Below are 25,592 nucleotides of genomic sequence, written 5' to 3' on the forward strand. Positions count from 1 at the left end.
CTCCCTCTAATGGCAACGAAATTCCCTTCGTTCAGCCAGGGTCTGGCCCAGGACCCGACAACCCGCCGTATTTGGTACGGGATCGCCACGGCTCACGACTTCGAGAGCCATGACGGAATGACGGAGGAGCGCCTCTACCAGAAGCTCTTCTCCACCCATTTCGGTCACCTCGCGATCATCGGCCTGTGGGTTTCGGGAAACCTGTTCCACATCGCCTGGCAGGGCAACTTCGAGCAGTGGGTCGCCGACCCCCTGCACGTGCGCCCCATCGCTCACGCAATCTGGGATCCCCACTTCGGTCAAGGCGCCATTGACGCCTTCACCCAAGCGGGTGCTTCCTCCCCGGTGAACATCGCCTACTCAGGCCTTTATCACTGGTTCTATACAATCGGCATGAAGACGAATGCCGAGCTGTATCAGGGTTCCATCTTCATGATGATCCTGTCGGCTTGGGCCCTCTTCGCCGGCTGGTTGCACCTGCAGCCCAAGTTCCGTCCTTCTCTGGCCTGGTTCAAAAACGCTGAATCGCGTCTGAACCACCACCTCGCTGTCCTCTTCGGCTTCAGCTCCATCGCCTGGACCGGTCACCTGGTTCACGTTGCGATCCCCGAAGCCCGCGGTCAGCACGTTGGTTGGGACAACTTCCTTAACGTTCTGCCTCACCCCGCCGGTCTTGGACCCTTCTTCACCGGCAACTGGGGTGTTTACGCCGAAAACCCCGATTCTCTGAATCAGGTCTTCGGTAGTTCCGAAGGTGCCGGCACCGCCATCCTCACCTTCCTCGGTGGCTTCCACCCTCAGACAGAAGCTCTCTGGCTGACGGACATCGCCCACCACCACCTGGCCATCGGTTGCCTCTTCGTGATCGCCGGCCACATGTACCGGACCAACTTCGGTATCGGTCACTCCATCAAGGAGATCCTCGAAACCCACAACCCCCCGAAGGGCACCCCTGGTGACCTCGGCGCTGGCCACAAGGGTCTCTACGACACCATCAACAACAGCCTGCACTTCCAGCTTGGTCTGGCTCTCGCCTCCCTTGGCGTGGTCACCAGCCTCGTGGCGCAGCACATGTACTCGATGCCGTCGTACGCCTTCATCGCGAAGGACTACACGACTCAGGCAGCCCTGTATACCCACCACCAGTACATCGCCATCGCGCTGATGTGTGGTGCCTTCGCCCACGGTGCGATCTTCTTCATCCGTGACTACGACCCCGAAGCCAACAAGGACAACGTCCTGGCCCGGATGCTGGAGCACAAGGAAGCGATCATCAGCCACCTGAGCTGGGTCTCCCTGTTCCTCGGTTTCCACACCCTCGGCCTCTACGTCCACAACGACGTGGTTGTTGCCTTCGGTACCCCCGAGAAGCAGATCCTGGTTGAGCCCGTGTTCGCACAGTTCGTTCAGGCCGCCTCTGGTAAGGCCATGTACGGAATGGACGTGCTGCTCTCCAACGCCTCCAGCTCCGCCAGCCTTGCTGCCCAGAACATTCCTGGTGAGCACTACTGGCTGGACGCGATCAATGGCAACACCGATGTGTTCCTACCCATCGGCCCTGGTGACTTCCTGGTTCACCACGCCATTGCTCTGGGTCTGCACACCACCACCCTGATCCTTGTGAAGGGTGCCCTGGATGCCCGCGGCTCCAAGCTGATGCCCGACAAGAAGGACTTCGGCTACTCCTTCCCCTGCGACGGCCCCGGCCGTGGCGGCACCTGCGACATCTCTGCCTGGGACGCCTTCTACCTGGCTGTCTTCTGGGCTCTGAACACCGTGGGTTGGCTGACCTTCTACTGGCACTGGAAGCACCTGGCCATCTGGTCCGGCAACGTGGCCCAGTTCAACGAATCCAGCACCTACCTGATGGGCTGGTTCCGCGACTACCTGTGGCTCAACTCCTCCCAGTTGATCAACGGCTACAACCCGTTCGGCAGCAACAACCTCGCCGTCTGGGCTTGGATGTTCCTCTTCGGACACCTGGTTTGGGCCACCGGCTTTATGTTCCTGATCTCCTGGCGGGGTTACTGGCAGGAACTGATCGAGACCATCGTCTGGGCTCACCAGCGCAGCCCCATCGCCAACATGATGGGTTACCGCGACAAGCCTGTGGCACTGTCCATCGTTCAGGCCCGTGTCGTCGGCTTGGCTCACTTCACAGTTGGCTATGTCCTGACGTACGCCGCCTTCCTGATTGCCTCGACTTCAGGGAAATTCGGTTGATTCCTTCCTGAATTAACCCGCGACGAGTCGTTCCTCGTTTCAAACGTCCCCATCCGGTTCGCCGGGTGGGGATTTTTGTTGTCTGTGCCTCGCAGTGGTTCTGTTTGACCGCGTTGTTGTTCTCGTCTTGCTCTGGGCCTTCTCTAGCCTCAGGCCTCGATCGGGATCGGGCTGAACGTGGGCGAATGGGAGCACCTGCAGCGCAACGTTGGTGAGTGGCGCGGCTGGTTCGACAGCCTGGACCGGACACTTCAACGCACCAAGCGTCAGCCCTCCCTGCTCACGCTCGAACCGGCCCCCTCCGGTGTGCCACTGAATCTGACCCTGCTGCTCTGGCCTGAGGGAGCGGGATCGAGTTCTCCCCATCAACCGCCTACCGGCGAGCCTGAAAAGCGGATCGTTCAATGCTTCACGCGGCTGGATCCCGACATGGGGGTCTTCGGTAGCGGCAGTTTTTCAAGGGGGACGCTGCACCGCTCCACCTGGACCAAGCTCTATGCCGAGTTCGGGTTCCTGCATGAGCAACGCCGTCATCGCTTGGTGCTGCTTTGGGATGGTGCGGGGCAATTGGATCGGATTGTGCTGATCCGTGAGTTCCTCGCCGGAAGTACAGCGGTGGAATGCCCACCCCTGGAGCCAGATCAGCTGGTCGGTGACTGGCGTTGCGAGCACCCTTCGCCAGAGGACAACATCTGTTTTGCCGCAGACGATCTTGATCGCTGGATTTGTTTGCCGGATGGAGGAGCCTTTCTGGCGCCGGCCCAGATTGATCCCCATCAGCCCTTCAGCATCGAAGCGCTTTGGCTGTCGAGTGCAACGCGCCTCGAGCGCATTTCACGTTGCTATTCAGAACACGGTGCCCTGACCTCGGTGAATCATCAATTGCTCACCCGTTGAGGTTGGGTTGGCTATGGGGTGTTGCTTAAGTCAGCCCGGCCCCTGTTGCTGAAGGCAATGTCGAGAGTGCGCAGATAGGTGTGCAGGCCGGCATCCTGAATGGGCAGCACGTAGGCGTCGGCGCCGGATTCGTTGTGGTGAGAGTGCCAGTAGCCGGGCGGGGTCACGAAGGCTGCGCCGGCTGCCCAGTCTTCCCGGTGCCCATTGCGGATCATTCCGTTCTCATCCAGCTCGGTGCCGATCATCGTGTAGCAACCCGGTTGGCAGGCCACCGCAAAATCAAGGGCGATCGACTGGTGTCGGTGGGGCCGCTGCACCTGGTCTGCGGGGAGGATGCCCAACATGGCCCAGAGGGTGTGGGTGACGGTGCGCGTCTGAGGGAAGGCGTTGTTTCCCAACAGCACACTCACGCGATTGGCGTTGGCTCCGCGGGGATTGCTGGCGATGGCATCCAACTGCGCGCGAGCATCCTCATGGCTGTAGAAGCAGGGTTCGAACACCGGTTTCACGGTGCTCACCCCCAGATAACGAAGCAAGGGGGCATCGTGCACCCAATACAGGCCTGCATTGGTGTCGCTGCTGTGAATGGCTTCACCGCCCGCCGGAAGCACGAACGTGTCTCCCTCGCTCCAGTGAAAAACCTGATCGCAGGCTTCAGTTTGCCCATGGCCTCGGGCCACGAAGAACAGCTGACTGGTCGCATCCGCATGGGTGCGCAGGGATCCCTGATCCAGTCGGATGAAGTTGCCGCAGAGCGATGGACCGGTGGCCGGACCTTCGCAGTGCAAGTCGGTACTCAAATCAAGAGGTTGCAGGGCCGTTCCGGCTTGATCAAAAAAACTGGCCGAAAAGCTGCGGTAGGGGATCGTGCTGATCAGCCCCTGTTGCAGGGGATTGGCTGCTGAGGCGTAATCGAAGAACTGCGCCTGGGAACTGGTTGCCGTTGTCGCCCGTGGGGTGATGGTCATCGTTCCCTCCAGCAGCAGAACCATTGGATCGAGATCGCACCCTACGCGGTGGGCCTTCGATCGCGTTTCAGCATCAGATAGACGGCAGGGACGGCAAACAGGGACAGCAACGAGGCCACCAGCAGTCCGCTGAATACCACGGTGCCAATGCTGACCCTGCTGGCTGCTCCCGTGCCCTGGGCAAAAAGAAGGGGCAGGAAACCCGCCAGGGATGTGACCGCCGTCAGCAGGATCGGCCGCATCCGGTTCACGGCTGCATCCACAACGGCCTCGCGCAGGGCCAGGCCTGCCGCCACCCGCTGGTTGGCGAATTCCACGATCAGAATTCCGTTCTTGGCCGCCAGGCTCACCAGCACCAGGAGTCCCATCTGGCCGTAAACATCCAGTGGAAGGCCCCGCAATTTCAAGCCGATCAGAGCCCCGAGCAGGGCCATCGGCACCGTGAGCAGGATGATCAACGGGTCAATGAAACTCTCGTAAAGAGCGGCCAGCAGCAGATAGACGACCGTCACGCCGAGAGCGAACAGCACCCAGGTCACCTGCCCAGCCCGTTGTTCCTCCAGCGCCAGGCCCGTGAAGGCCAGGCCGATGTTGCTGCCTCCAATGCGATCACCGGCCTGGGTGAGGGCATCGATGGCTTCACCGCTGCTCACCGTTGGCGCCGGGATGGCCGTGATTCTGATGGCCCGGTTGAGTCCGAAGTGGCGAATGTTGTTGACGCCCTCCTCGCGGGTCAGGCTGGCCACGCTGGCCACCGACACCAGCTCACCGTTGCGGTTGCGCACCATGAGTCCGGTGAGATCTTCCGGCCGACGTCGTTCGCTGCCTTCGACCTGCAGAACGATCGAGTGGATGCGACCGTCGTCGTAGGTGTCATCGATGTAGCGGCCGCCGAAGGCGGTGCCTATCTCCCGCAGGGTTGCGCCGTAGTCGAGATCGAGAGCAGCCAGTTGGTCGCGATCGAGCTCCAGCCGCCAGCGGGGGAAGCTGGCATCAAAGCGGGTGCTCACCCGTTCAAATCGGTCCGTCGCCTTGGCCGTCTGGATGAAATCGTCGGCGACTTGGCCGAATTGCTCCAGGCTGAGTTGCCCTCCGCTGCGGTCCAGCAGTTCCAGCGAAAGTCCTGATTCACTGCTGAAGCCCCGCACGGTTGGTGGGGTGATCAGCACGACCCTGGCCTCACCAACCCGTTGCTGAATCTTGCGATTGAGACGGCGTTTGATGGCGTTGCTGCTCTGCTCTTTGCCAGGTCGATCCTTGCGTGGCTGGAGGCGCAGGTAAAACGAGCCACGGTCTTCTCCGCTCTGTCCGAAGGAGCTGCCGGCATAAAAGTTGCCGGTGCGCACCAGGGGCTCTTCGCTGACGACCCGTCGGATGTCGTCCATTACAGCCACGCTGCGCTCAAGGCTGGCGCCATCGGGGAGGGTGAAGTAGCCGCGGATCTGGCCTTGGTCGTCATCGGGAATGAACGCCGTTGGCATCACCGCCAAGCCTGAGGCCGTGATGACAAGGCCGCTCAGCAGCACAAGGGCGATGCGTTGCTTGTGCTGCAGCCAGTGCTCGAGTTGTTTTGCGTATCGGGATTGCAGGGTTTGCATGCCCTGCCGAAGCCAACGGCTGAGCTTGCCGATGGCCCCAGGAAGACGGCCGCCCCCTGGGCCCAACACCCGGGCGCAAGCCATGGGGGTGAAGCTGAGCGCATTCAGGGTGGAGAACAGGATCGCTCCGCTGATGGCCAGGGCGATCGGTTGATAGAGGCGTCCGATCGATCCAGGAATGAGCAGCACGGGCAGGAACACGGCTGCCAGCACCAATGAGGTGGCCACAACGGCCGTCGCCAACTCAGCCATGGCGCCTTCGGCCGCCTGTTCGGGGGGTGTGCCCCGTTCGATGCGTCCGGCGATGTCTTCGCTCACGACGATGGCGTCATCCACAACGATCCCGGTGGCCAGCACCAGGCCAAACAGGATCAGGCTGTTGAGATTGGAACCGCTCAGTTTCACCAGGCTGAGGCTTCCCACCAGCGCCACCGGCACGGCTAGGCCAGGGATCAGGGCGAGACGCCAGCGGCCCAGAAACAGCACCAGCACCACCAGCACCAGCAGCACGGCATCGCGCAAGGTAATGAAGGTGCGATCGAGGTTGGCCTGAACCGTGTCGGCCACATCCACGACCATTGAGACCTCGATGCCCGGGGGAAAGCTCGCTTCCAACTGCTTCAGCTTGCGCTTGATCGCCCTGCTCACCTCCAGGGCATTGGCCCCATCGCGCTGGTAGATGCCCACGGCCACCGAACGCTCGCCAGCCAGATTCATGGCCTCGCGTCCGTAGTTGCGCTGTCCGAGGGCAACCCGTCCCACATCCTTCAGGCGCAGCAGTCCGCCGTTGTCGAGCCGGCGCAGGACGAGATTCTCGAAATCCGATTGGCTGCGAAGACGTCCTTCCGCTTCCACCGGAAGGCTCAGCATTTGGCCCGCTGGAACTGGGGCAGCCCCGATGCTGCCAACGGCAGCCAAAACGTTTTGTTCAGCCAGGGCTCGGCTGACATCGCCAAGGGTGAGGTTGGCCTGTTCGAGGCGTTGCGGATCCAACCAGAGGCGATAAGAGAGTTCACTGCTGCCGAAGATCCGCGCATCACCGATGCCTGGTGTGCTGAGCAGCGCGTCCCGCAGGGTCTGGTCCAGCCAGCCCGTGAGAAAGGTGGGGACGTATTGATCCGGCGGGTGGCTGAACCCCAGGATCATCAACAGGTCTTCCGAGGAGCGCCGCACCTGGAGCCCCTGGCGCGTCACGGCCTGGGGCAGCCGGCGGCTGGCCAGGTTCACCTCGTTCTGAACCTTGATCGCATTCAGCTCGGGATCACCCGCGTTGAAGCGCAACGAGATGCTGGCGCCGCCCTGCCTGCTGGTTGAGCTGATGCTTTCGACCCCTTCCAGGCCATTCAGCTGTTGTTCCAACACCCGGGTCACGCTCTGCTCCACCACCTCCGGTGAAGCCGCCGGGAAGCTGGCGCTCACACTCACGCGGGTGGGAGCGAGGGGCGGAAGATCCTCCAGTCCCAGGCCGAACAACGCCGTGCAGCCCGCCAAAAGGATCAGCAGGCTGCAGACGACCGTCAGAACCGGCCGCCGAAGAAACGGCTGGGAGATCGACCGCACCGGGGCGTCTCAAATGTGAATGAATCCTGCCAGGAAAAATCCCCCGATCGCCTGGAATCAGGCAACCGGGGGATGAAAGGTTTTAGTCAGAGGGTTCAGTGAACTACTTCAGCCGACGCTCCAGACACCAGCAGCAATCTTGAACAGTTCCTGCACGTGAACGGTGTTGCAGAGGAACCAGGCGAAAACGGCACCGCCGCAACCACCCAGCCAGAACCCACTGGTGAAGTCAGCCCAGCCGGTGCGGGTGAACAGGTCGGCGGGGGGATTCTCAACCGTCACATCTGCAGGGGGGATGTTGGGTTGCTTGCCGGGCTGGTTGTAGAGCAGGAACAGCAGGCTGAGGATGTGCACGGCGCCAATGGCAGCCAGCAGACCAGCGGTTTGCTGGTACTCAGTGGCACGCAGGGGACCACAGATGGTGAAGGGGCCGTAGAGCAGATAGCCGAAGGCCGCACCAGTTTCCAGACCACGGAAGTTCGGAGAAATTCCGGGGCGGTACAGGGGCAGGTTGTTGATCAGGCCCTTGATGAAATAGCCGCTGTTGACGGGTGTCGCAAGGTTGCCGACGCAGGGATCAGCAGCAGGAGTGACGGTCATGAGGTACGAGTGCTGAGGGGTTGAAACGGTCCGCAGGTCGCGGTCACTCGGCAGCGGTGATCACTCGACCAACAAGGACGATGAACACTGCGGGGAACACGATTCCGGTGATGGGCACGAAAATCGCAGGCAGCCAGGCAGCAGCGAAATCTCCAGTCATGTCGAGGCCAAAAGCTTCGCAGCTACTGTAAGTAGGACCGTTCTGAAGGCCTGCTTTAGGTCCCGACGGCGACATAAAAGTTCAATCCGCATGCAGAACGTTCTCCTCCCCGGTGCCGTCGTGCTGCTCACGGTGGTGCTGTGGTTGCGCAGGAAGCCGGTGAAGCCGATGCTTTCCAGCACGGATGCCAGCCGTGTCGCACAGATCAATCGTGCCCAGTTGGAACTGGTGATTGAGCACGCTGCTGATGGGGAATCCGCCGATGCTTCCCTGGAGTCCTGGACGGCGCCGAGCAGCCCCTTGGAGCGTCTTGCCCTGGAGCGTCGTCTCAAGGCTGATATGGAGGCTGGACCCGAGGAGCGTTTGCGCGCTGTTCGTTTGGCCGCCCGATGGGGACACCGTTCGGCGCTGCCCCTGCTGCGCCAGGCGCTGCGTGACAGCGATGCGCGTGTGGTGGAAGCAGCTGCCGCTGCGATCGCACCGTTCCGCGGCGCGCCGGCCGCTGCCCCGATCCGTCAGCAGGCTCGGCCGCCGCGCAATGTTTCGCGGATGCGATAAATCGGGCGATCCTGGCTTTCGTGGTAGGTGCGGATCAGCAGTTCGCCCAGCAGTCCGAAGCAGAACAGTTGAATGCCAGCCAAGCCAAGCACCACCGCCAGGGTGAGCAGTGGGCGATTGGCAATGTCGCCTCCCATCACCTTGATCACCAGCAGATAGGTGCTGGTGATCAGGCTGGCGGCGATGGCCAGCAGCCCCCCGAAGCCGAACACGTACATCGGCCGGGTCAGAAAACGCTTCATGAACCAGACGGTGAGCAGATCCATCAGCACACGGAAGGTGCGATCGATCCCGTACTTGCTGCTTCCGAACTGACGCGCCCGGTGGTTCACCTTCACTTCGGTGATCCGTGCACCCTCGATGAAGGCCAGGGCGGGAAGAAAGCGATGCAGCTCCCCATAGAGCCGCATGTCTGAGAGCACCTCGCGGCGGTAGGCCTTGAGGGAGCAGCCGTAGTCATGCAGCCGCACACCGGTTACCCGGCCGATCAAGCGGTTGGCGATCCTGGAGGGAAGTTTGCGCTGGAGGGCGGCGTCCTGGCGCTGATGGCGCCAGCCACTGACAAGGTCGTACCCCTCTCGCAGTTTGGCCAGCAGCATGGGGATGTCGGCTGGATCGTTCTGCAGATCTCCATCGAGGCTGACGATTACCTCTCCGCCAGCCACATCAAACCCAGCCGCCATGGCTGCGGTCTGGCCATAGTTCTTGCGCAGAAGCACAGCCACCACTTCGGGCACTTCGGCGCTGAGCTTGGCCAGCACGTTCGCGGTGCGGTCGCTGGATCCGTCGTCGACCAGAACCAGCTCAAACGCCTCATCGGTTGGACGCAGCGCTGAAAGGAGCTGCTCAACCAGATGGGGCAGGCTTTCCTCTTCGTTGTACAGCGGCACCACCACCGAGAGATTCAGGGGTGCACTCATGCCGGTCGCGCCGCGTGTTGCTCAACTTAAGCAGGGGCCCGGTCGATTCTGCTGCCAGCGTCAGGAGAGATGCGATCCGTCATGGCAACGCACCACACGGCCGGCGCCGCGGAATTCAGCCCTGTAGTGGCAAGCCACCGGGTGCTGATCGCTGCTGTGAAGGCTGTCGATGCCGATCCCATTGCGCCCATGGTCCTGGCCTGAGCTGTGGCGGTAGCGGCCCTCGCCGAGATGGAGCCCCACATGGGTGCAACGCCGGCGTGTGCCAAAAAACAGCAGATCTCCCGGGCGCAGCAGGCTGTGATCGTCGGGCAGAGCGGCAACAGGTTGGCAGAACCGCTCCTGTTGATAGGCATCTCGCGGAATCCAAATGTCCTGGCTGGCGAAGGCCATCTGCATCAGACCGGAACAATCCATGTCCGGTTCTGTGGTGCCTCCCCAGAGGTAGACATTGGGGCGTTGCTGGGCGGTTTCGCTCCAGGCGAGCACGCTGGGCAGACGTCGTTCAATCTCCGTTGCGCTCAGCGGCGATGGTCGCCAGGCTGCGCATCGCTCAGCTCGCCCCAGAACCGCATCGAGTTCGAGCCAGCAGCGGTAGCCATCCTCCAGCAGCTGAACAGCGATCCTCTTGGGCTGCCTCTCCAGAATGCGAAATCGGCGTCCATGACAGGCCTGGGTGGTCAGACTCGCGCCGGCAGATCGCGAATAACCATTCACGTCAGCGCACAGCTGCCAACAGGAGCCCGTCTGAATCAGGTCCGGGGCCAGCAGGGTGCCTAACGTCGCCATGGCCCAATCGAATCGCTATGGCGTTCTACCGTCCCGATCTCGCCATGGCGGCTCGGCTTGAGGCGGCCCTCGATGGGCTCGATGCCGACGGTCGCCCGGGGCTGCGCAACAGCCTGGCGATCACCTGGGTGCGGTACGACGACGCTGCACCGGAGGCGGGTCAGGGCCGTGGTGCTTCCTGGAACCAAGACCGGATCCTCTATCCGGCCAGCGTGGTGAAGTTGTTTTATGCCGTCGCCGGTGAGCAGTGGCTGCAACGGGACCTGATCCCTGAGAGCGAGGAATTGCGTCGGGCGATGCGCGACATGATCGCCGACTCCAGCAACGATGCCACGGGGCTGGTGGTTGATCTGCTCACAGGCACCACCAGCGGCCCTGCCCTCCATGGCGAACGCTGGGAGCTTTGGACGCAGCAGCGTCGCTTGATCAATGGCTGGTTGCAGAGCCTGGCCTGGCCGGAACTTGAGGCGGTGAATTGCTGCCAGAAGACCTGGGGTGATGGTCCCTATGGCCGGGAGAAAATGTTCTATGGGGCCGACAACGGCAACCGCAATGGCTTGTCCACGGCTGCGACAGCCCGGATGCTGGAGGCGGTGATGACCGGTGCGGTGGTGTCGCCACCGGCCTGTCGTCGGCTGCAGGGTCTGTTGCGGCGCTCGCTCGATCAAAAGCAGCGTCGCGCTGATCCTGAAAACCAGGTGGATGGCTTCCTCGGCGAAGGCCTACCTGAGGACGCTCTGCTGTGGAGCAAGGCCGGCTGGATGAGTCAGGCCCGTCATGACGCCGCCTGGTTTCAGGCGTCTGAACAGCAGCCGCCCAGCTTGCTGGTGGTGTTCACCACGGGGCCTGATCGCGCCAGGGACGCATCCCTTTTGCCGGAGCTGGCACGGCAACTCAACCTGTTCACCAGCTCAGAGGAGCCGGCGGATTGAGTTGATGGACTTGGAACGGAGAGGGAGGGATTCGAACCCTCGACAGAAGTTGCCTCCTGTAACTCCTTAGCAGGGAGCCGCTTTCAACCACTCAGCCACCTCTCCAGCGGCGCACCCAGAGTACCAAGTGCTGGGCAGGTGGTCAGACTTCAACGCGGGGCAGACGTCGTTTGAAACCACAGAGGATCTCCCAGGGAATCGAGCCGCAGTGGTTGCTCCAGCTTTGAGGGCTTAATTCCAGGTCGCCGTCCTGGCCCAGCAGGGTCACGATGTCGCCTTGCTCCAGCTCAGCTGCATCGGTGGCATCCAGCAGGAGCTGGTCCATGGTGATGGCTCCCACCTGAGGCAGCTGGCGATTGCGATGCAAGGCGTGGATGTGCCCGCTGAGGGACCGCAGAACACCATCGGCATAGCCGATCCCCACCACCGCAAGCCGCGTGGGGCGCTGGGTGATGAAGCGATGGCCGTAGCTGACTCCAGTGCCGGCGGGCACGTCGCGGATCAGGCTGACCCGGGCACGAACCGCCAGGGCGGGTTGCAGGGGAATGACGTTGCTCAGATGACTGGCGGGGGCATGGCCGTACAGGGCCAATCCAACGCGCACGAGGTCGTGGTGCAGCTCCCGGTTGAGCAGGGTCCCTGCCGAGTTGGCCAGATGGCGGGTGATGCCGGCACCCGCTTGGGGCAGGGCCGAGAGCATGCTCACGAAGCGCTCCTGCTGGAGGCTGGTCAAGGCATCGTTCGGCTCATCGGCACAGGCCAGATGGCTGTAGATGCCCTCCAGATTGAGGTGTTCCAGGCTGTTCAGCTCTGCCGCGGTCTGATGTCCCTCGCTGAGGGAGCAGCCCAGCCGTGCCATGCCGGTGTCGATCTTCAATTGCACGTCGAAACACCGACCGCTGTCGGCTGCCAGAGCGTTGCAGAGCTGGGCATCCCTGAGGCTGCTCAGGGTGGGCATCAACCGCCAGTGCAGGCAGGTGCGCAGCTCCTCCGGTTCATTGAGGTTGCTGAGCAACAGCACTGGTGCTTCCAGGCCGGCCCGCCGCAGCTCAAGGCCTTCCTGCAGCGTGGCCACGCCAAGGCTGGTGGCTCCCCCCTGAAGGGCAGCCCAAGCCACTGTCTCGGCGCCGTGGCCATAGCCATCGGCCTTCACCACCGCCATCAGTTGGGTACGAGCACCGAGGTGTTGGCAGAGCGCCCTGGCGTTGGCCCGAATCGCTGCAGGTGAAACCTCCACCCAGGCGCGCTGACGTGGATTCAGCTCCGGAATCACAGGCGGTGCTCGGCGCTACCGAGACAGCTTCACATCGCCGATAGCATGACCATTATTGAGTGAGCTGGCATGGGCCAGGTTCTCGTTCTCAATGCGTCCTACGAGCCGCTCAATATCACCACCTGGAGACGGGCTGTGGTGATGATGCTGAAGGGCAAGGCCGAGAGTCTGGAACACGACCCCTGTCGGCAACTGCGTCAGGGCACCCACCTGCCAACTGTGATCCGCCTGCGCCAGTACGTTCGCGTTCCCTTTCGTCAGCTGCCCCTGACGCGTCGCAACCTCTTCCAGCGGGACAACCACACCTGCCAGTACTGCGGCAGTCGTGACAATCAGTTGTCCATCGACCATGTGATGCCTCGCAGTCGGGGAGGTAGCGACACCTGGGAGAACGTGACCACGGCTTGCCTCAGCTGCAATGTGCGCAAGGGCAATCGAACTCCGAAGGAAGCCGCCATGCCTCTGCGCCATGTGCCGCGGCGACCGGCCAGCAGCCTCAGTTTTGAGGCCCGGCGCCAGATCCATTCCGGTCATCACCAGGAATGGGCGAAGTACGTGATCGGTGCTTGACCGTCAGGCCTCGGCCTGATCGCTCAGCGCTTCGAGTTTCTGACGTTGCTCTTCGGCGATGCAGGCACCAATCAGGTCTTCTAGTTGGCCCTCCAACACAGGTTCCAGGGTGAAGTTTCGGCCCAGCCGGTGATCTGTGGTTCGGTTGTCTTTGTAGTTGTAGGTGCGGATTTTTTCAGAGCGGTCACCACTGCCCACTTGGGCGCGTCGGTCGCTGCTTTCGCGTTCTGCGGCAGCCGCCTGCTCCCGCTCCAACAATTTGGCGCGCAGGATCTCCAGGGCCCGTTCCCGGTTCTGCAGCTGGGAGCGTTCCTGGGTGCAGAACACGCGGATGCCCGTGGGTTTGTGGAGAAGGTCCACAGCTGTTTCCACTTTATTGACGTTCTGCCCCCCAGCACCGCCTGAACGCGCGGTGCTGATATCGAGATCCTTCGGGTCGAGCTGAACTTCCACGGCATCGGCTTCGGGCATCACGGCCACCGTGGCTGTTGAGGTGTGGACCCGACCCTGGGATTCCGTGGCCGGGACCCGTTGCACCCTGTGCACTCCCGCTTCAAATTTCAGTTGGCTGTAGACGCTGTCCCCACGCACCGACAGGATCAGTTCGCGAAACCCGCCCAGGTCGGCCTCGGTGCAGCTGATGGATTGCACGGCCCAGCCCACTTTTTGGCTGTACCGCTCATACATCCGTGCCAGATCACCGGCCCAGAGACAGGCCTCGTCGCCGCCTGCGCCGGCACGAATTTCCAGCATCACACTGCGTTCATCGCGGGGATCCCGCGGCAGCAGAGCCAGGGTGAGCCGCTCCGTCAGCGTTGCGTGCTGTTCCTGGAGGCTGGCCAACTCATCCTGCGCCAGTTCCTCCATTGCAGCGTCACCGCGACTGTCTTTCAGCAGCTGACGCGCGGAATCACGCTCGGATTCGAGCTTCTGGAGTTCCTCGAAGTCGAGCACGAGTGGCTCAAGTCTTGATCGCTCCCGTGCGATCGATTCAAGCCGCTTCGGATCAGCGGCCACATCAGGATCGGCCAGCTGCCGCTCGAGGTTGCGGAAGCTGGCTGTGGCTGTTTCCAGCCGTGTGAACAAGGTCGAGGCGTCCATGCCCCGTTCTCACCCTCAGGCCTTGGACTCGGCCTTGGCAGAGTCGGCACCTTTTTTCTTGGTGCCCATGCCGTACTTCTTCATGAAGCGGTCCACACGACCCTCGGTGTCGAGGATCTTCTGGGTGCCGGTGAAGAAGGGGTGGTTGCCGCTCCAGACGTCGACGTGGATCTCCGGCTGGGTGGCGCCTGTGGTCATGACCACTTCGCCGTTGCAGATCACCTTGGCGTCGGGATACCAGGTGGGATGAATGTCGGGCTTTGGCATCGGTAAAAAAATCAGCGCTTGGAGAACTGAGGAGCCTTACGGGCTTTCTTGAGGCCGTACTTGCGGCGTTCCTTGGCACGGGGGTCGCGGCTGAGGTGACCTTCCGTCTTCAGCGGCTTGCGGTTGTCGGCCGACAGTTCGCACAGGGCGCGGGCTGCACCTTGCTTGATGGCGCCGGACTGACCGGTGAGTCCACCACCGTGAACGTTGACGAGGATGTCGTACTCGCTGCTGAGGCCGAGGGTCTCCAAGGGAGCCTTCACCGCTGCGATGTACGAGGGGTTGTAGTTCAGATAGTTGTCACCGGGACGACCATTGATGGTGATCGTTCCATTGCCGGGGACGAGACGAACACGGGCGACAGAGGTCTTGCGACGACCGGTGCCCCAGTAGACGACGGAGTTGTTGCTCATTGGGCGGATGCGGAGGGGTTGAGCTGAAGAGGCTGGGGCTTCTGAGCGGCGTGGGGATGCTCTGTGCCTTTGTAAACCTTGAGCTTGCGGAACATCTGGCGGCCCAGGGCGTTGTGGGGGAGCATGCCTTTGATGGCCTTCTCCACGATCCGCTCGGGGATCCGTTCCTGCAGAGCTTCGAAGGTTTCCACCTTCATGCCGCCGGGACGACCGGAGTGACGGCGGTACAGCTTCTGCTGGGGCTTACGGCCGGAGACTTTGATCTTCTCGGCGTTCACGACGACGACAAAATCACCGGTGTCCAGATGGGGGGTGAAGCTGGGGTTGTTCTTGCCACGCAGCACGGCGGCCACTTCAGTGGCCAGACGGCCGAGGGTTTGATTCTCAGCGTCCACCACGTACCACTGGCGGTCGATCGAATCAATCGGGGGGAGAGAGGTCTTGTTCATCGCGCCGGCATGCCGGTTCGGTTATGTCCCGCCTGAAGAAGCGGAACTGGGCAAAGGGGTCGGTCCAGAACTGGACCTGACGGGGCTCAAGATCGAGCTTACTCTTCGGCCCTCCAGCTCCAGTGAGTTGGGCAGCTTTCGAAGTAGAGGCCCGTTTATACCGGCGTTGAGGGTGGATCCGGAGGCGGATCGCTCTCGGCCAGAAAAAACCACGGCTGACAATCGTACCAGCCGGCTTTGGTGAAGATGGGCTCGGCATAGCCAGCCCGAAGCAGGCAGAGGCCCGTGGCCGGCGCTGCCTCTTTCACCTCATGGCGTCGTCGTTCCCTCCAGCGCTGTTCAAAGGCGGCAACACTGAGACGGTGCTCGCCAACGGCCACTAACTGGGCCATCAGCAGGCGAACCATGCCGTACAGAAAACCACTGGCCTGAATCTCAACCCGCAGAAGATCGCCTTGGCGCTCCACGAGCACCTCCTGCACGGTGGTTCGGGCATGGGCGCGACGGCTGCCTTCCTTCATGAAGGCGCTGAAGTCGTGCAGACCAAGCATGCTGCTCAAAGCGTCCCGCATGCGGGACTCATCCAGCCTGTGTTGGTAACGGTGCCAGCTCCAGGGGCTTAAAAACAAATTGGGGCGGCGCCCGTTGTGAATCGTGTACCGGTACCGCCTGTAGGTGGCGGAGTAACAGGCATGCCAATCCAGGGGACGGGCGACGGATTCGCGCACACGAATGGTGCTCGGCAGGCGTCCGTTCAAGGCCGGGGCCCATTTTCGAGCTGGGATCGGTCCACTGCAGTCGAAGTGCACCACCTGACCGGCGGCATGAACGCCGGCATCGGTGCGACCGGCGGCAAAGGTATGCACCGGTCGGTGCGGATCAAGCTGGGCGATGGCGTCCTCCAGCACGGCCTGAACACTGCGACCGTTGCGTTGGCGCTGCCACCCACAAAACGAAGAACCCTCGTACTGAAGGCTGAGCGCGATCCGCTGAAGGGACGCTGGCTCAGGACCTGCAGACGAGGGTTGGGTGTTCAAACGTCAGAACTGACGTGAGGTCTGATCAGACCAGTTCAATGATGGCCATCTCGGCGTTGTCGCCACGACGGGGAACGGTGCGGGTGATGCGGGTGTAGCCACCCTTGCGATCGCTGTAGCGGTTGGGAGCCTTGTCGAACAGTGCATGCACCAGCTGCTTGTCGTAGATGTAACCCATGGCCCGGCGACGGGAGGCGAGGCTGCCGTCCTTGGCCAGGGTGATCATGCGCTCGGCTTCGTCGCGAAGCGCTTTGGCCCGTGCCTTGGTGGTGGTGACCCGACCTTCGCGAATCAGCTGGGTGGTCAGGGCGCGCAGCATTGCCTTGCGCTGGTCAGCTGGACGTCCCAGCTGAGGAACTCGGCATTGATGACGCATGGTTCTGTCGGTGACGAAGACGAAAAAGGACGTTCAGGCCGTTCTGCAGTTATGCAGAAGTGCGGCTCTGGGGGATGGAGATGCCGATGCGCTCGAGGGCTTCGATCACTTCATCAGCGGATTTGGAACCGAAGTTCTTGATCTCCAGAAGATCCTCGTAGCTGAAGCCCATCAGGTCAGACACGGAGTTGACCTGGGCCCGCTTGAGGCAGTTGTAGGCGCGAACCGAAAGGTTCAGTTCCTCAAGAGGAATCTGTGCTTCCGCCGAGGGCTCGGGTTCAGCAGGAACTTCCTCCACGAGAGTGACCGTGGCCAGCGGCTGGAACAGCTCAATCAATTGATTGGCTGATTGAGCCAGGGCGTCGTCGGGGGTAATGGAGCCGTCGGTGACGATCTCCATCCGCAGGCGCTCGCGGGCCGAACCGCCTTCGGCAACGGCGGTTTCGTCGATGGTGAAGTTGACCCGGGTCACGGGCATGAACACGGCATCGATCTGGAGCAGATCGATGGCACTGGTTTCTTCGTTGTGACGATCCACCGGGCGATAGCCAACGCCGCGCTCGACGTGCACTTCCAGCTCGAGGCTGTGGCCGTCGGCCACGGTGGCGATCGGACGATCGGCGTCCACCACCTGCACCTGAGAGGAGAACTGAAGATCTCCAGCCTTCACTTCCGCGGGACCAGCCACCACGAGACGACCAATCTCGAGTTCGGCCGAACGGCTGTTGACGGTGAGCTCCTTGCAGTTCAGCAGGATGTCGAGAACGTCTTCACGGACCCCAGGAACCGTGGCGTATTCGTGATTGACACCTGCAATCCGGATGGCGGTGACAGCACTGCCTTCCAGCCCACCCATCAGCACGCGACGCAGCGCGTTGCCCAGGGTCGTGGCCTGGCCACGCTCGAGGGGACCGATCAGGAAAACGCCGGACTGGGCGCGATCCTCGGCCACCTGATGCTCAATGCGATCAATCTGGTACTGCAACACGGTCTGAATCGGGGTAAGGGGTGAAACCGGACGGAAATCAGCTCGGTTCAGACGCGGCGGCGCTTGGGCCGGCGGCAACCGTTATGGGGCAGGGGGGTGACGTCTCGAATCAGAGTGATTTCGAGGCCAGCAACCTGGAGAGCACGGATGGCGGTCTCACGGCCTGAGCCAGGACCCCTTACCAGCACTTCGATCTGACGCATGCCTTGGTCAAGGGCGCGACGTGCTGCTGCTTCTGCAGCGGTTTGAGCCGCGAAGGGGGTGACTTTGCGAGCACCTTTGAAGCCACTGGCACCTGCAGACGACCAGGAAATCACCTCACCGGCGGTGTCGGTGATGGACACGATGGTGTTGTTGAAGGTGCTCTGGATGTGAGCGACGCCGTTCGGGACGTTGCGCTTGGCCTTCTTGGGGCCGGATTTTTTGACGGTTTTAGCCATGGCCGTATGCAGTCAGGAATAGGGATGTAGAGGACTTACTTCTTCTTGCCGGCCACAGTTTTCCGCGCGCCGCGGCGGGTGCGTGCGTTGGTGCGGGTGCGTTGGCCACGAACGGGAAGGCTCATGCGGTGGCGACGGCCACGGACGCAGCCGATGTCCTGCAGGCGCTTGAGGGCCATGCCCTCCTGACGGCGCAGATCGCCTTCGAGGGTGTATTCCTCCATGGCGTTGCGGAGCTTCTGAAGATCTCCGTCCTCCAGATCTTTCACCCGGATGTCGGGGTTCACGCCGGTTTTGGCCAGGATGGCCTGTGAGCGGGTGAGACCAACTCCGTAGATGTAGGTGAGGGACACTTCGATCCGCTTGTCGCGGGGAATGTCAACGCCGGCGATCCGTGCCACGTTCGTTTAGTTGAAAAGGACAGATGCCTCCGTAGTCCTGGAGGCGAGGAATGTTTCAGAACAGCGGGGGATCAGCCCTGGCGCTGTTTGTGCTTGGGGTTGGCGCAAATGACCATGACCTTGCCGTGGCGACGGATCACCCGGCACTTGTCACACATTTTTTTCACTGAGCTGCGCACCTTCATGAGGCGTGGCTCTCCAAATTTCCAAACGGCAACGTTACCATGCCGGTCAACCGAGAACGGACTCGATCCGCTTGGTGATCTCCTCGACTGTGCCCTGGGCGGGGACGGAAACGAGGAGACCCTTGTCGCTATAGAAGCGAATCAGGGGTGCGGTTTTCTCGCGGTAAACCTCCAGGCGATTGCGGATCACCGCTTCGTTGTCGTCGGCGCGACCGCGGGCCAACAGCCGTTCAATCAAAACGGCGTCATCCAGCTCCAGCAGAACCACGGCCTGGATGGGTTGCTGCAATTCGGTCAGCAGGGGTTCGAGTGCTTCAGCCTGGGGCACCGTGCGCGGGAACCCATCCAGCAGCCAGCCATCGGTGGTGAGAGCCTTCATCTGGCTTTCCACAATCGCCAGCACAAGGGCGTCGCTCACCAGTTCGCCGCGGTTCATCACCGCTTCAGCTTCTTTGCCCAGATCGCTGCCGGCTGCCACTTCAGAGCGCAGCAGATCGCCTGTGGACAGATGCTTCATGCTGTTGGCATCGCACAGCCGAGCGGCTTGGGTGCCTTTGCCGGCTCCGGGAGGGCCAAGAAAGAGCAAGCGATTTTTCATGGTTGCGTAAGCGTGAGGTGACGTGAACGGAAGGTGCGCTGCCCAGCAGCGCTCACTGGCGAACGAGGCCTTCGTAGCGTTGTGAGATCACATAGGTCTGCACCTGCTTGGCCGTGTCGATGGCCACACCGACAAGGATCAGCAGTGATGTGGCGCCAAGCCCCTGGAAGGTCTGCACATTCGTGGCGCGTTCGACGGCCGCGGGAATGATGGCGACGGCGCCGAGGAACAGACCACCCAGCAGGGTGAGGCGGTTCTGGACTCCTGAGAGATAAGTGGCCGTGGCGCTGCCGGGGCGAACGCCTGGAATCGCCACACCACCCCGTTTCAGGTTGGTGGCGATGTCAGCGGGATTCACCGTGAGAGAGGCATAGAAATAAGAGAAGCCCAGGATCAACGCAAAAAATGTGAGTGCGTATGGCCAGGGGTTAGCTGCCCCAGGATTCAGGGCACTGGCCGCACGGATCAACCACTCACTCTTGGTGAGGTTGGCGATGGTGACCGGCAGGAAAATCAGGGCTGAAGCGAAAATGATCGGCATCACACCGCCGGCATTCAGCTTGAGCGGCAAATAGCTCTGACGCGTGGGGAGCACACCTGCTCCACCCACCTGGCGCTTGGCGCTGACGATGGGGATACGGCGAGCTCCCTCCTGCACGAAGATGATTCCAACGATCGTGGCCAGGAACACCAGCATCAGAACAATGATGCCCAGCACGGTGTCCCTATCACCGGTTTGAGCGGCTTCGATCGTGGCGCCGAGGGTGCGCGGCAGGGTGGCGACGATGTTCAGAAAAATCACCAGGGAAGCCCCCTGGCCGATGCCTCGCTCCGTGATCACTTCACTCAGCCACATCACCACCATCGAGCCGGTCACCAGGGCCAGTGCCGTCTGCACCACAAAGGTCACTTCGCTCAGACCTTCCACGGCGTATTGGCGCAGGATCATGGCGAAGACGACGCTCTGGACGAGACCCCAACCGAGCGCCACATAACGGGTGATCTGGGCGATCTTGCGACGGCCAGCCTCGCCTTCATTCTTCTGGAGGTCTTCCAGCTGCGGCAGCGCTGCGGTAAGCAACTGGAGGATGATCGAGGCGTTGATGAAGGGCAGGATCCCCAGGGCAAAGATGCCCAGGGTGGAGATCCCGCCGCCGGTGAAGATGTCGAGAAAACCGATCAGCTGTCCGCCTTGATCGATGAATTGCTTGAACGCTTCCCGATCGATTCCGGGCATTGGGATGTAAATCCCAAGACGCACCAACAACAGCAGGCCGAGTGTGGTGAGCACGCGACTGCGGAGCCCAGGGTTGGTGATCAGCTGGCCGATCACTTCGGAGGCGTTGGGGTTGCGACCCCGACTGACGAGCATGTCCGGAAGAAAGTGAAGTTGGGCGAAAAGCCAAGAAGCCGCCCGTGGATCGAAATCCAGCGGACGGCACAGACCCTAGGGCTGACTTGGGGACGAGCCCTTGATTAGTCGAGGATTTCGCAGGTTCCGCCTGCGGCTTCGATCTTGGTGCGGGCCGAGGCGGTGAACGCCGCGGCTTGCACTGTCAGCTTTTTGGCTTTCAGTTCACCGTTGCCGAGCATCTTCAGAGGATGCTTGGGGCTGGTCACGATGCCGTCCTTGACCAGGGAATCCAAGTTGACGGTGCTGCCGTCCTTCAGGTCGCTTAACGCAGAAACGTTGAGCACGGTGAAGAACTTGGGATTCACCAGGGGGAAGTGCTTCAGCTTCGGCACCCGGCGGTACAGAGGCATTTGGCCACCCTCGAAGCCGGGGCGCGTGGGGCGACCCGAACGGGATTTCTGGCCGCGCATACCGAAGCCGCAGCTGGCACCCTGACCAGCGGCGATGCCGCGGCCCTTGCGCAATTTGCGGCGACGAGCGCCCTTGTTGGATTTGAGGGAATCGAGTCGGAGAGTCATCGCGAATCAGGAATAGATCTGTTCGAGGGAGATTCCCCGTTCCTTCGCCGTCTCCTTGTGGGTGCGGAGAAGCGACAGGGCCACCATGGCAGCCCGTGCATTGTTCAGGGGGGTCTTGCTGCCCAGGCGCTTGGCCAGGACATTCTTGATGCCGGCGAGTTCGAGCACTGTGCGGATGGAACCGCCAGCGATCACACCGGTACCAGGGGCTGCAGGGCGGATGAGCACGCTGGCAGCACCATCACGACCATTGGAGAGGGTCGGAATGGAGTTGTGGCGGGTCAACGGCACTTTGACGAGGTGCTTCTTGCCATCGGCAACACCCTTGCGGACGGCACCGATCACATCACCGGCCTTGCCGACGCCAACGCCGACCTGGCCTTTCTCGTTGCCGACAACCACGATGGCCCGGAAGCTCATCTTCTTACCGCCTTTCACGGTCTTGGAGACGCGGCGGATCTGAACCACGCGCTCTTGCCATTCGGAATCGCGTTCCTGGCCGCGACGGCCACCACGCCGGTCGCCACGACGACCATCACGGTCGCCACGGCCGCGGCGCTGTTCCTGTTGCTGCTGCCCTTCGGCTGCCGCTGGAACGTCGGCCGCACCCGGCACGGCGTTGGGATTGGATTGGGGGGAGGAATCTGTCATGGGTTGAGCAGGAATCAGAACTGAAGGCCCGCTTCCCGGGCGGCATCGGCGAGGGCTTTAATCCGGCCGTGGTACAGATTTCCGCCGCGGTCGAACACCACCTGCTGGATGCCTTTGGCGATGGCGCGCTTGGCGACCAGCTCGCCGACGGCGACAGAGGCGTCGCAGCTGCCAGCCGGAGCCTTGAGGCCGGCGCGCAGCTCCTTGTCAACGGTGGAGGCGGAGCAGAGTGTGCTCTGGGCCGCGTCGTCGATGACCTGGGCGTAGATGTGGTTGTTGGAGCGGAACACGGCCAGACGCGGACGGTCTGAGGTTCCGGTGATGTGACGACGCAGACGCCGGTGGCGTTTTTGCGTCTGCTGTTTACGGGACAGTTGGGACATGGTGGGTGAAGGGAAGGAACGTCAGGACAAGGCTTATTTCTTGCCGGACTTGCCTGCCTTGCGCAGGATGCGCTCGCCCTCGTACTTGATGCCTTTGCCCTTGTAGGGCTCGGGCGGACGGATGGCGCGGACCTTGGCGGCTTCGTTGCCCACCAGCTCCTTGTCGATGCCGGAGACGATCACCTTGGTGTTGTTCTCCACCTTGAAGGTGATGCCTTCAGGGGCTTCCATCTCGACGGGATGGCTGTATCCAGCACTCACTACGAGAGTTTTGCCTTTGACCTGGGCACGGGAGCCCACACCAACGATCTCCAGGGCTTTGCTGTAGCCGTTGCTGACACCCTCGATCATGTTGGCGACGAGGGTGCGGCTCAGGCCGTGGCGCTCACGGGAGATGCGCTTGGTGCTCGTGGGGGAGACCACGATGGTGTTGTTGTCCTGGCTGACGCTGACGCCTTCAGGAAGGGTGCGCTCCAGTTCGCCTTTGGGTCCTTTCACCTTGACGGTGAGACCGTCGAGGGAAACCGTGACCTTTTCGGGGACGGGAACAGGGTTTTTGCCGATTCGTGACATGGTTCAGCTCCGGATCAGTAGACGTAACAGAGCACTTCGCCACCGACGCCCTCACGACGGGCGTCGCGGTCGCTCATCACACCTTTGGAGGTGGAGATGATCGCCACGCCCAGTCCGCCGAGGACTTTGGGCAGGCCGCGAGTGTTCTTGTAGATGCGGAGACCGGGCTTGCTGACCCGCTGCATGGAGCGGATGGTGGGCAGCCTGTGCTTGCCGCTGTACTTGAGGGCGAGCACCAGTTCGGTGCGAACGCCTTCACCCTGCTCGCTGATCTCGGAGATGAAGCCTTCCTGCTGCAGCACCTTGGCGATGCTGCGGGTCATCCGCGAAGCGGGGATCTTGGTGGTTTCGTGACGTTTCTCACTCGCATTGCGAATGCGGGTGAGCATGTCGGAAATGGGGTCGTGGTTGGCCATAGGTGTCGACGGGGAGGGCTCAGTTGCTCTGGAACGGCATTCCCATCTCGCGGAGGAGGGCCCGGCCCTCTTCGTCCGAACGGGCAGTGGTCACGATGGTGATGTCCATGCCCCGGATCGCATCGATCTTGTCGAAGGAGATCTCAGGGAAAATGATCTGTTCGCGCACCCCAAGGGTGTAATTGCCGCGGCCATCGAAACTCTTGGGGCTGACCCCGCGGAAGTCGCGGATGCGGGGCAGCGCCAGGTTGATTAGGCGCTCGAGGAAGGCATACATCCGATCGCCACGGAGGGTGACGGCACAGCCGATCGGCATGCCCTGCCGAATCTTGAAGCCGGCGATGGCTTTTTTGGCACGGGTCACAACGACCTTCTGGCCGGTGATCTGTGCCAGCTCATTCACCGAAGCCTCGAGGGACTTGGCATTGGCGGCGGCTTCGCCGAGCCCCCGGTTGACGGTGACTTTCACCACCTTGGGGACTTCATGGATGTTCGTGAGGGAGAGATCCTTCTGCAGCTTGGGCTGGATGGTCTCCCGGTAGCGCTTCTTGAGTGACATAACGGGTTGGGGTGCTTCTGGGCGTGGTCAGAAGTCGGGATCAGTCGAGGACTTCACCGGTTTTCTTCAGCCGGCGCTTCTTGGTGCCGTCCTTCTCGACGACGATTTCAACTCGGCTGGCCACCTTTTTGTCGGTGGAATACAGCATCACGTTGGAGGCATGCAGGGAAGCTTCCTCCGTCACGATGCGGCCGGTCTCGCCCTCCTGGGTGGGCTTTTCGTGGCGGGTGCGCATGTTCACGCCCTCCACGACGACACGGTTTTCGTTGGGCAGGGTGCGCAGAACGGCACCGGTTTTGCCCTTGTCCTTGCCGGCGATCACCTGAACGGTGTCGCCCTTGCGGATGCGCATCTTGATGCGCTCGGTGGCCTTGGCCTTGGTGGTTGCAGTCGCCATGGTCAGATCACCTCCGGAGCGAGGGACACGATTTTGGTGAAGCTGCGGTCACGCAGCTCACGGGCCACCGGTCCGAAGACGCGGGTGCCTTTCGGGTTTTTGTCGTCGTTGATGATGACGGCGGCGTTGTCGTCGAAACGGATCGAGTTTCCGGTTTCACGACGCATGGTGGCTTTGGTGCGCACCACAACGGCCTTCACTACGTCGGACTTTTTGACGCCCATGTTGGGGGCGGCATCCTTCACGGCGGCAACGATCACGTCGCCCACGTGGGCATAGCGACGGTTGGTGCCGAGGACGCGAATGCACTGAATGCGCTTGGCGCCGCTGTTGTCGGCAACGGTGAGATAGGACTCCTGCTGGATCACTGCTTCACCTCCTGAGCTTCAGCCTTGTTGGCTTCCTCAGCTGCAGCTTTCGGGCTGTGGCTGAGAACCTCGGCGATGGCCCACCGCTTTTGGCGGCTCATCGGACGGGTTTCAGTGATGCGAACGCGGTCACCGACGCGACAGGTGTTGTCTTCGTCGTGAGCCTTGTAACGGGTGGTACGGCTGACCGTCTTTTGATAGATGGGGTGTGGGAAGCGGCTTTCCACCGCGACCACCACCGTTTTTTCCATCTTGTCGCTGACGACGGTGCCGATCCTTTCCTTGACTGCCATGGTTACGGAGTGGGGGATCAGGAGGCGGTGGAGCGCTGGCGCTCCGACTGCACCGTCAGCAGCTGGGCCAGCTTGATGCGGACCTCTTTGAAACGGTGCGTGTTAGCGAGCTGGCGCGTGGCCTGCTGGAAACGGAGTTGGAACAGCTCGCGGCGCAGGTTGTCGATCTGTTCGTTGATGTCCGAATCGGACAGGCTGCGCACATCGGCGGCGTTGGGACGGGCCATGGTCAGGACTCCACGGTGACGGCTTCAGAAGCTGCCGGAGCCTTGGCACCAGCTGACTTCTCCTGCTCATCCAGTTGGATGAACTTGGTCTTCACGGGAAGCTTGTATTGCGCGAGGCGCATGGCTTCCTTGGCGATTTCGGGGGTGATTTCATCACCGCCCATCTCGAACAGGATCCGGCCGGGCTTGATCACCGCCACCCAGAATTCTGGGTTGCCCTTACCGGAACCCATCCGGGTTTCGGCAGCGCGCATGGTGACCGGCTTGTCGGGGAAGATCCGGATCCAGATTTTCCCGCCACGCTTGACGTAGCGGGTCATGGCACGACGGCTGGCCTCGATCTGTCGCGAGGTGATCCAGCCACATTCCTGTGCCTGCAGCGCGAATTGTCCGAAGGCAATGGTGTTGCCCCGGGTGGCGACGCCGCGCATGCGGCCTCGCTGCTGCTTACGGAATTTGACGCGTTTTGGACTCAGCATGGTTCAGGCCT

General features: G+C 61.9%; 35 protein-coding genes and 1 tRNA gene. 5 read left to right on the top strand and 31 right to left on the bottom strand.

What is annotated here, in order from left to right; genetic code table 11:
• The first annotated feature begins 9 nt into the window (after positions 1-9).
• Positions 10-2,223 carry a photosystem I core protein PsaB gene (gene psaB, locus DXY02_RS00135; protein WP_114987216.1) on the top strand — a complete coding sequence of 738 codons (2,214 nt, stop codon included), beginning with the start codon at positions 10-12 and terminating at the stop codon, positions 2,221-2,223.
• 177 nt (positions 2,224-2,400) lie between these two features.
• On the top strand, positions 2,401-3,120 hold the full coding sequence (locus tag DXY02_RS00140; RefSeq protein ID WP_244276086.1) for a DUF3598 family protein: 720 nt from the start codon (positions 2,401-2,403) through the stop codon (positions 3,118-3,120).
• An 11-nt stretch (positions 3,121-3,131) separates the two neighbouring features.
• On the opposite strand, the gene DXY02_RS00145 is transcribed toward DXY02_RS00140, so the two are convergent.
• The 4 genes from DXY02_RS00145 to DXY02_RS00160 form a co-directional block, all read right to left on the bottom strand.
• On the bottom strand, positions 3,132-4,088 hold the full coding sequence (locus DXY02_RS00145; protein WP_114987426.1) for a cupin: 957 nt from the start codon (positions 4,086-4,088) through the stop codon (positions 3,132-3,134).
• A 41-nt stretch (positions 4,089-4,129) separates the two neighbouring features.
• Positions 4,130-7,246, bottom strand: a complete 3,117-nt coding sequence (locus tag DXY02_RS00150; RefSeq protein ID WP_114987222.1) for an efflux RND transporter permease subunit — start codon at positions 7,244-7,246, stop codon at positions 4,130-4,132.
• Positions 7,247-7,354: 108 nt separating this feature from the next.
• Positions 7,355-7,846 carry a photosystem I reaction center protein subunit XI gene (locus DXY02_RS00155; protein WP_011363361.1) on the bottom strand — a complete coding sequence of 164 codons (492 nt, stop codon included), beginning with the start codon at positions 7,844-7,846 and terminating at the stop codon, positions 7,355-7,357.
• Positions 7,847-7,889: 43 nt separating this feature from the next.
• Entirely contained in the window at positions 7,890-8,006 is a 117-nt protein-coding gene (locus tag DXY02_RS00160; protein ID WP_006851672.1) for a photosystem I reaction center subunit VIII, read from the bottom strand.
• Between the two features lie 90 nt (positions 8,007-8,096).
• Between DXY02_RS00160 and DXY02_RS00165 the strand changes: the two genes are divergently transcribed.
• Entirely contained in the window at positions 8,097-8,564 is a 468-nt protein-coding gene (locus DXY02_RS00165; RefSeq protein WP_114987224.1) for a HEAT repeat domain-containing protein, read from the top strand.
• Here DXY02_RS00165 and DXY02_RS00170 read toward each other — a convergent pair.
• Together DXY02_RS00170 and DXY02_RS00175 are read right to left on the bottom strand one after the other, a co-directional pair.
• Complete coding sequence (locus DXY02_RS00170; RefSeq protein WP_114987227.1) at positions 8,522-9,484, bottom strand: glycosyltransferase family 2 protein; 963 nt, start codon at positions 9,482-9,484, stop codon at positions 8,522-8,524. The two genes, DXY02_RS00165 and DXY02_RS00170, sit on opposite strands and share 43 nt — an antisense overlap.
• A gap of 60 nt (positions 9,485-9,544) precedes the next feature.
• Entirely contained in the window at positions 9,545-10,273 is a 729-nt protein-coding gene (locus DXY02_RS00175; protein WP_114987230.1) for a C40 family peptidase, read from the bottom strand.
• Positions 10,274-10,290: 17 nt separating this feature from the next.
• Here DXY02_RS00175 and DXY02_RS00180 point away from each other — a divergent pair, with 17 nt between their 5' ends.
• Positions 10,291-11,205 carry a serine hydrolase gene (locus tag DXY02_RS00180; protein ID WP_114987233.1) on the top strand — a complete coding sequence of 305 codons (915 nt, stop codon included), beginning with the start codon at positions 10,291-10,293 and terminating at the stop codon, positions 11,203-11,205.
• 16 nt (positions 11,206-11,221) lie between these two features.
• Here the strand turns inward: DXY02_RS00180 and DXY02_RS00185 are convergent.
• Both DXY02_RS00185 and alr read right to left on the bottom strand, forming a co-directional pair.
• Positions 11,222-11,310: transfer RNA gene (locus tag DXY02_RS00185), tRNA-Ser, on the bottom strand.
• A 37-nt stretch (positions 11,311-11,347) separates the two neighbouring features.
• Entirely contained in the window at positions 11,348-12,478 is a 1,131-nt protein-coding gene (alr, locus tag DXY02_RS00190) for an alanine racemase (RefSeq protein WP_170951424.1), read from the bottom strand.
• Between the two features lie 69 nt (positions 12,479-12,547).
• On the opposite strand from alr, the gene DXY02_RS00195 reads away from it, so the two are divergent.
• Entirely contained in the window at positions 12,548-13,048 is a 501-nt protein-coding gene (locus DXY02_RS00195) for an HNH endonuclease (protein ID WP_114987236.1), read from the top strand.
• Between the two features lie 3 nt (positions 13,049-13,051).
• On the opposite strand, the gene prfA is transcribed toward DXY02_RS00195, so the two are convergent.
• From prfA to rplP, 23 genes are all read right to left on the bottom strand, one after another.
• Positions 13,052-14,149: a peptide chain release factor 1 gene (prfA, locus tag DXY02_RS00200; RefSeq protein WP_114987239.1), complete on the bottom strand. Its 1,098-nt coding sequence runs from the start codon at positions 14,147-14,149 to the stop codon at positions 13,052-13,054.
• Positions 14,150-14,164: 15 nt separating this feature from the next.
• Entirely contained in the window at positions 14,165-14,416 is a 252-nt protein-coding gene (gene rpmE / locus DXY02_RS00205) for a 50S ribosomal protein L31 (protein WP_006851595.1), read from the bottom strand.
• 11 nt (positions 14,417-14,427) lie between these two features.
• The gene (rpsI, locus tag DXY02_RS00210; RefSeq protein ID WP_006849745.1) at positions 14,428-14,829 is read right to left on the bottom strand and encodes a 30S ribosomal protein S9; all 402 of its coding nucleotides are present in this window, start codon (positions 14,827-14,829) and stop codon (positions 14,428-14,430) included.
• Entirely contained in the window at positions 14,826-15,278 is a 453-nt protein-coding gene (gene rplM, locus DXY02_RS00215) for a 50S ribosomal protein L13 (RefSeq protein ID WP_114987243.1), read from the bottom strand. Before rplM ends, rpsI begins: the two co-directional genes overlap by 4 nt.
• A 155-nt stretch (positions 15,279-15,433) precedes the next feature.
• Entirely contained in the window at positions 15,434-16,315 is an 882-nt protein-coding gene (gene truA, locus DXY02_RS00220) for a tRNA pseudouridine(38-40) synthase TruA (protein ID WP_114987246.1), read from the bottom strand.
• A 25-nt stretch (positions 16,316-16,340) separates the two neighbouring features.
• Positions 16,341-16,691 (bottom strand): 50S ribosomal protein L17, encoded by a 351-nt coding sequence (gene rplQ / locus DXY02_RS00225; protein WP_006851925.1) that lies wholly within the window; start codon positions 16,689-16,691, stop codon positions 16,341-16,343.
• Between the two features lie 49 nt (positions 16,692-16,740).
• Positions 16,741-17,679, bottom strand: a complete 939-nt coding sequence (locus DXY02_RS00230; RefSeq protein ID WP_114987249.1) for a DNA-directed RNA polymerase subunit alpha — start codon at positions 17,677-17,679, stop codon at positions 16,741-16,743.
• A gap of 47 nt (positions 17,680-17,726) precedes the next feature.
• On the bottom strand, positions 17,727-18,119 hold the full coding sequence (rpsK, locus tag DXY02_RS00235) for a 30S ribosomal protein S11 (RefSeq protein WP_114987251.1): 393 nt from the start codon (positions 18,117-18,119) through the stop codon (positions 17,727-17,729).
• 35 nt (positions 18,120-18,154) lie between these two features.
• Positions 18,155-18,520 (bottom strand): 30S ribosomal protein S13, encoded by a 366-nt coding sequence (gene rpsM / locus DXY02_RS00240; protein WP_006850466.1) that lies wholly within the window; start codon positions 18,518-18,520, stop codon positions 18,155-18,157.
• 71 nt (positions 18,521-18,591) lie between these two features.
• The gene (gene rpmJ, locus DXY02_RS00245) at positions 18,592-18,705 is read right to left on the bottom strand and encodes a 50S ribosomal protein L36 (RefSeq protein ID WP_006850859.1); all 114 of its coding nucleotides are present in this window, start codon (positions 18,703-18,705) and stop codon (positions 18,592-18,594) included.
• 46 nt (positions 18,706-18,751) lie between these two features.
• On the bottom strand, positions 18,752-19,303 hold the full coding sequence (locus DXY02_RS00250; RefSeq protein ID WP_114987253.1) for an adenylate kinase: 552 nt from the start codon (positions 19,301-19,303) through the stop codon (positions 18,752-18,754).
• Between the two features lie 52 nt (positions 19,304-19,355).
• The gene (gene secY, locus DXY02_RS00255) at positions 19,356-20,675 is read right to left on the bottom strand and encodes a preprotein translocase subunit SecY (RefSeq protein ID WP_114987256.1); all 1,320 of its coding nucleotides are present in this window, start codon (positions 20,673-20,675) and stop codon (positions 19,356-19,358) included.
• Positions 20,676-20,779: 104 nt separating this feature from the next.
• Entirely contained in the window at positions 20,780-21,235 is a 456-nt protein-coding gene (gene rplO / locus DXY02_RS00260; RefSeq protein WP_114987259.1) for a 50S ribosomal protein L15, read from the bottom strand.
• 6 nt (positions 21,236-21,241) lie between these two features.
• Entirely contained in the window at positions 21,242-21,886 is a 645-nt protein-coding gene (gene rpsE / locus DXY02_RS00265; protein WP_011363379.1) for a 30S ribosomal protein S5, read from the bottom strand.
• A gap of 14 nt (positions 21,887-21,900) precedes the next feature.
• On the bottom strand, positions 21,901-22,269 hold the full coding sequence (gene rplR / locus DXY02_RS00270; protein ID WP_114987264.1) for a 50S ribosomal protein L18: 369 nt from the start codon (positions 22,267-22,269) through the stop codon (positions 21,901-21,903).
• 33 nt (positions 22,270-22,302) lie between these two features.
• Positions 22,303-22,842, bottom strand: a complete 540-nt coding sequence (rplF, locus tag DXY02_RS00275) for a 50S ribosomal protein L6 (RefSeq protein ID WP_114987267.1) — start codon at positions 22,840-22,842, stop codon at positions 22,303-22,305.
• A gap of 14 nt (positions 22,843-22,856) precedes the next feature.
• The gene (rpsH, locus tag DXY02_RS00280) at positions 22,857-23,258 is read right to left on the bottom strand and encodes a 30S ribosomal protein S8 (protein WP_006850769.1); all 402 of its coding nucleotides are present in this window, start codon (positions 23,256-23,258) and stop codon (positions 22,857-22,859) included.
• A 19-nt stretch (positions 23,259-23,277) separates the two neighbouring features.
• Positions 23,278-23,817: a 50S ribosomal protein L5 gene (gene rplE, locus DXY02_RS00285; RefSeq protein WP_006851706.1), complete on the bottom strand. Its 540-nt coding sequence runs from the start codon at positions 23,815-23,817 to the stop codon at positions 23,278-23,280.
• 40 nt (positions 23,818-23,857) lie between these two features.
• A complete protein-coding gene (gene rplX / locus DXY02_RS00290; RefSeq protein ID WP_006852039.1) occupies positions 23,858-24,214 on the bottom strand; it encodes a 50S ribosomal protein L24 in 357 nt (118 codons plus the stop codon).
• Positions 24,215-24,216: 2 nt separating this feature from the next.
• On the bottom strand, positions 24,217-24,582 hold the full coding sequence (gene rplN, locus DXY02_RS00295) for a 50S ribosomal protein L14 (protein ID WP_114987269.1): 366 nt from the start codon (positions 24,580-24,582) through the stop codon (positions 24,217-24,219).
• Entirely contained in the window at positions 24,579-24,875 is a 297-nt protein-coding gene (gene rpsQ / locus DXY02_RS00300) for a 30S ribosomal protein S17 (RefSeq protein ID WP_006850241.1), read from the bottom strand. The genes rplN and rpsQ overlap by 4 nt, the downstream gene beginning before the upstream one ends.
• A 17-nt stretch (positions 24,876-24,892) precedes the next feature.
• Positions 24,893-25,102, bottom strand: a complete 210-nt coding sequence (gene rpmC / locus DXY02_RS00305; RefSeq protein ID WP_114987271.1) for a 50S ribosomal protein L29 — start codon at positions 25,100-25,102, stop codon at positions 24,893-24,895.
• A 2-nt stretch (positions 25,103-25,104) separates the two neighbouring features.
• Positions 25,105-25,581, bottom strand: coding sequence for a 50S ribosomal protein L16 (gene rplP / locus DXY02_RS00310; protein ID WP_006851743.1), 477 nt, complete (start codon positions 25,579-25,581; stop codon positions 25,105-25,107).
• Positions 25,582-25,592 lie beyond the last annotated feature (11 nt).

The sequence above is a fragment of the Synechococcus sp. N19 genome, assembly GCF_900474045.1.
GTDB lineage: Bacteria > Cyanobacteriota > Cyanobacteriia > PCC-6307 > Cyanobiaceae > Parasynechococcus.

Coding starts and splice junctions, on each gene's coding strand:
- psaB (WP_114987216.1), top strand. CDS start 10: ATGGCAACGAAATTCCCTTCGTTCAGCCAGGGTCTGGCCCAGGACCCG.
- DXY02_RS00145 (WP_114987426.1), bottom strand. CDS start 4,088: ATGACCATCACCCCACGGGCGACAACGGCAACCAGTTCCCAGGCGCAG.
- DXY02_RS00155 (WP_011363361.1), bottom strand. CDS start 7,846: ATGACCGTCACTCCTGCTGCTGATCCCTGCGTCGGCAACCTTGCGACA.
- DXY02_RS00160 (WP_006851672.1), bottom strand. CDS start 8,006: ATGACTGGAGATTTCGCTGCTGCCTGGCTGCCTGCGATTTTCGTGCCC.
- DXY02_RS00165 (WP_114987224.1), top strand. CDS start 8,097: ATGCAGAACGTTCTCCTCCCCGGTGCCGTCGTGCTGCTCACGGTGGTG.
- DXY02_RS00170 (WP_114987227.1), bottom strand. CDS start 9,484: ATGAGTGCACCCCTGAATCTCTCGGTGGTGGTGCCGCTGTACAACGAA.
- DXY02_RS00175 (WP_114987230.1), bottom strand. CDS start 10,273: ATGGCGACGTTAGGCACCCTGCTGGCCCCGGACCTGATTCAGACGGGC.
- DXY02_RS00180 (WP_114987233.1), top strand. CDS start 10,291: ATGGCGTTCTACCGTCCCGATCTCGCCATGGCGGCTCGGCTTGAGGCG.
- DXY02_RS00195 (WP_114987236.1), top strand. CDS start 12,548: ATGGGCCAGGTTCTCGTTCTCAATGCGTCCTACGAGCCGCTCAATATC.
- prfA (WP_114987239.1), bottom strand. CDS start 14,149: ATGGACGCCTCGACCTTGTTCACACGGCTGGAAACAGCCACAGCCAGC.
- rpmE (WP_006851595.1), bottom strand. CDS start 14,416: ATGCCAAAGCCCGACATTCATCCCACCTGGTATCCCGACGCCAAGGTG.
- rpsI (WP_006849745.1), bottom strand. CDS start 14,829: ATGAGCAACAACTCCGTCGTCTACTGGGGCACCGGTCGTCGCAAGACC.
- rplM (WP_114987243.1), bottom strand. CDS start 15,278: ATGAACAAGACCTCTCTCCCCCCGATTGATTCGATCGACCGCCAGTGG.
- rplQ (WP_006851925.1), bottom strand. CDS start 16,691: ATGCGTCATCAATGCCGAGTTCCTCAGCTGGGACGTCCAGCTGACCAG.
- rpsK (WP_114987251.1), bottom strand. CDS start 18,119: ATGGCTAAAACCGTCAAAAAATCCGGCCCCAAGAAGGCCAAGCGCAAC.
- rpmJ (WP_006850859.1), bottom strand. CDS start 18,705: ATGAAGGTGCGCAGCTCAGTGAAAAAAATGTGTGACAAGTGCCGGGTG.
- DXY02_RS00250 (WP_114987253.1), bottom strand. CDS start 19,303: ATGAAAAATCGCTTGCTCTTTCTTGGCCCTCCCGGAGCCGGCAAAGGC.
- secY (WP_114987256.1), bottom strand. CDS start 20,675: ATGCTCGTCAGTCGGGGTCGCAACCCCAACGCCTCCGAAGTGATCGGC.
- rplO (WP_114987259.1), bottom strand. CDS start 21,235: ATGACTCTCCGACTCGATTCCCTCAAATCCAACAAGGGCGCTCGTCGC.
- rpsE (WP_011363379.1), bottom strand. CDS start 21,886: ATGACAGATTCCTCCCCCCAATCCAATCCCAACGCCGTGCCGGGTGCG.
- rplR (WP_114987264.1), bottom strand. CDS start 22,269: ATGTCCCAACTGTCCCGTAAACAGCAGACGCAAAAACGCCACCGGCGT.
- rplF (WP_114987267.1), bottom strand. CDS start 22,842: ATGTCACGAATCGGCAAAAACCCTGTTCCCGTCCCCGAAAAGGTCACG.
- rpsH (WP_006850769.1), bottom strand. CDS start 23,258: ATGGCCAACCACGACCCCATTTCCGACATGCTCACCCGCATTCGCAAT.
- rplE (WP_006851706.1), bottom strand. CDS start 23,817: ATGTCACTCAAGAAGCGCTACCGGGAGACCATCCAGCCCAAGCTGCAG.
- rplX (WP_006852039.1), bottom strand. CDS start 24,214: ATGGCGACTGCAACCACCAAGGCCAAGGCCACCGAGCGCATCAAGATG.
- rpsQ (WP_006850241.1), bottom strand. CDS start 24,875: ATGGCAGTCAAGGAAAGGATCGGCACCGTCGTCAGCGACAAGATGGAA.
- rpmC (WP_114987271.1), bottom strand. CDS start 25,102: ATGGCCCGTCCCAACGCCGCCGATGTGCGCAGCCTGTCCGATTCGGAC.
- rplP (WP_006851743.1), bottom strand. CDS start 25,581: ATGCTGAGTCCAAAACGCGTCAAATTCCGTAAGCAGCAGCGAGGCCGC.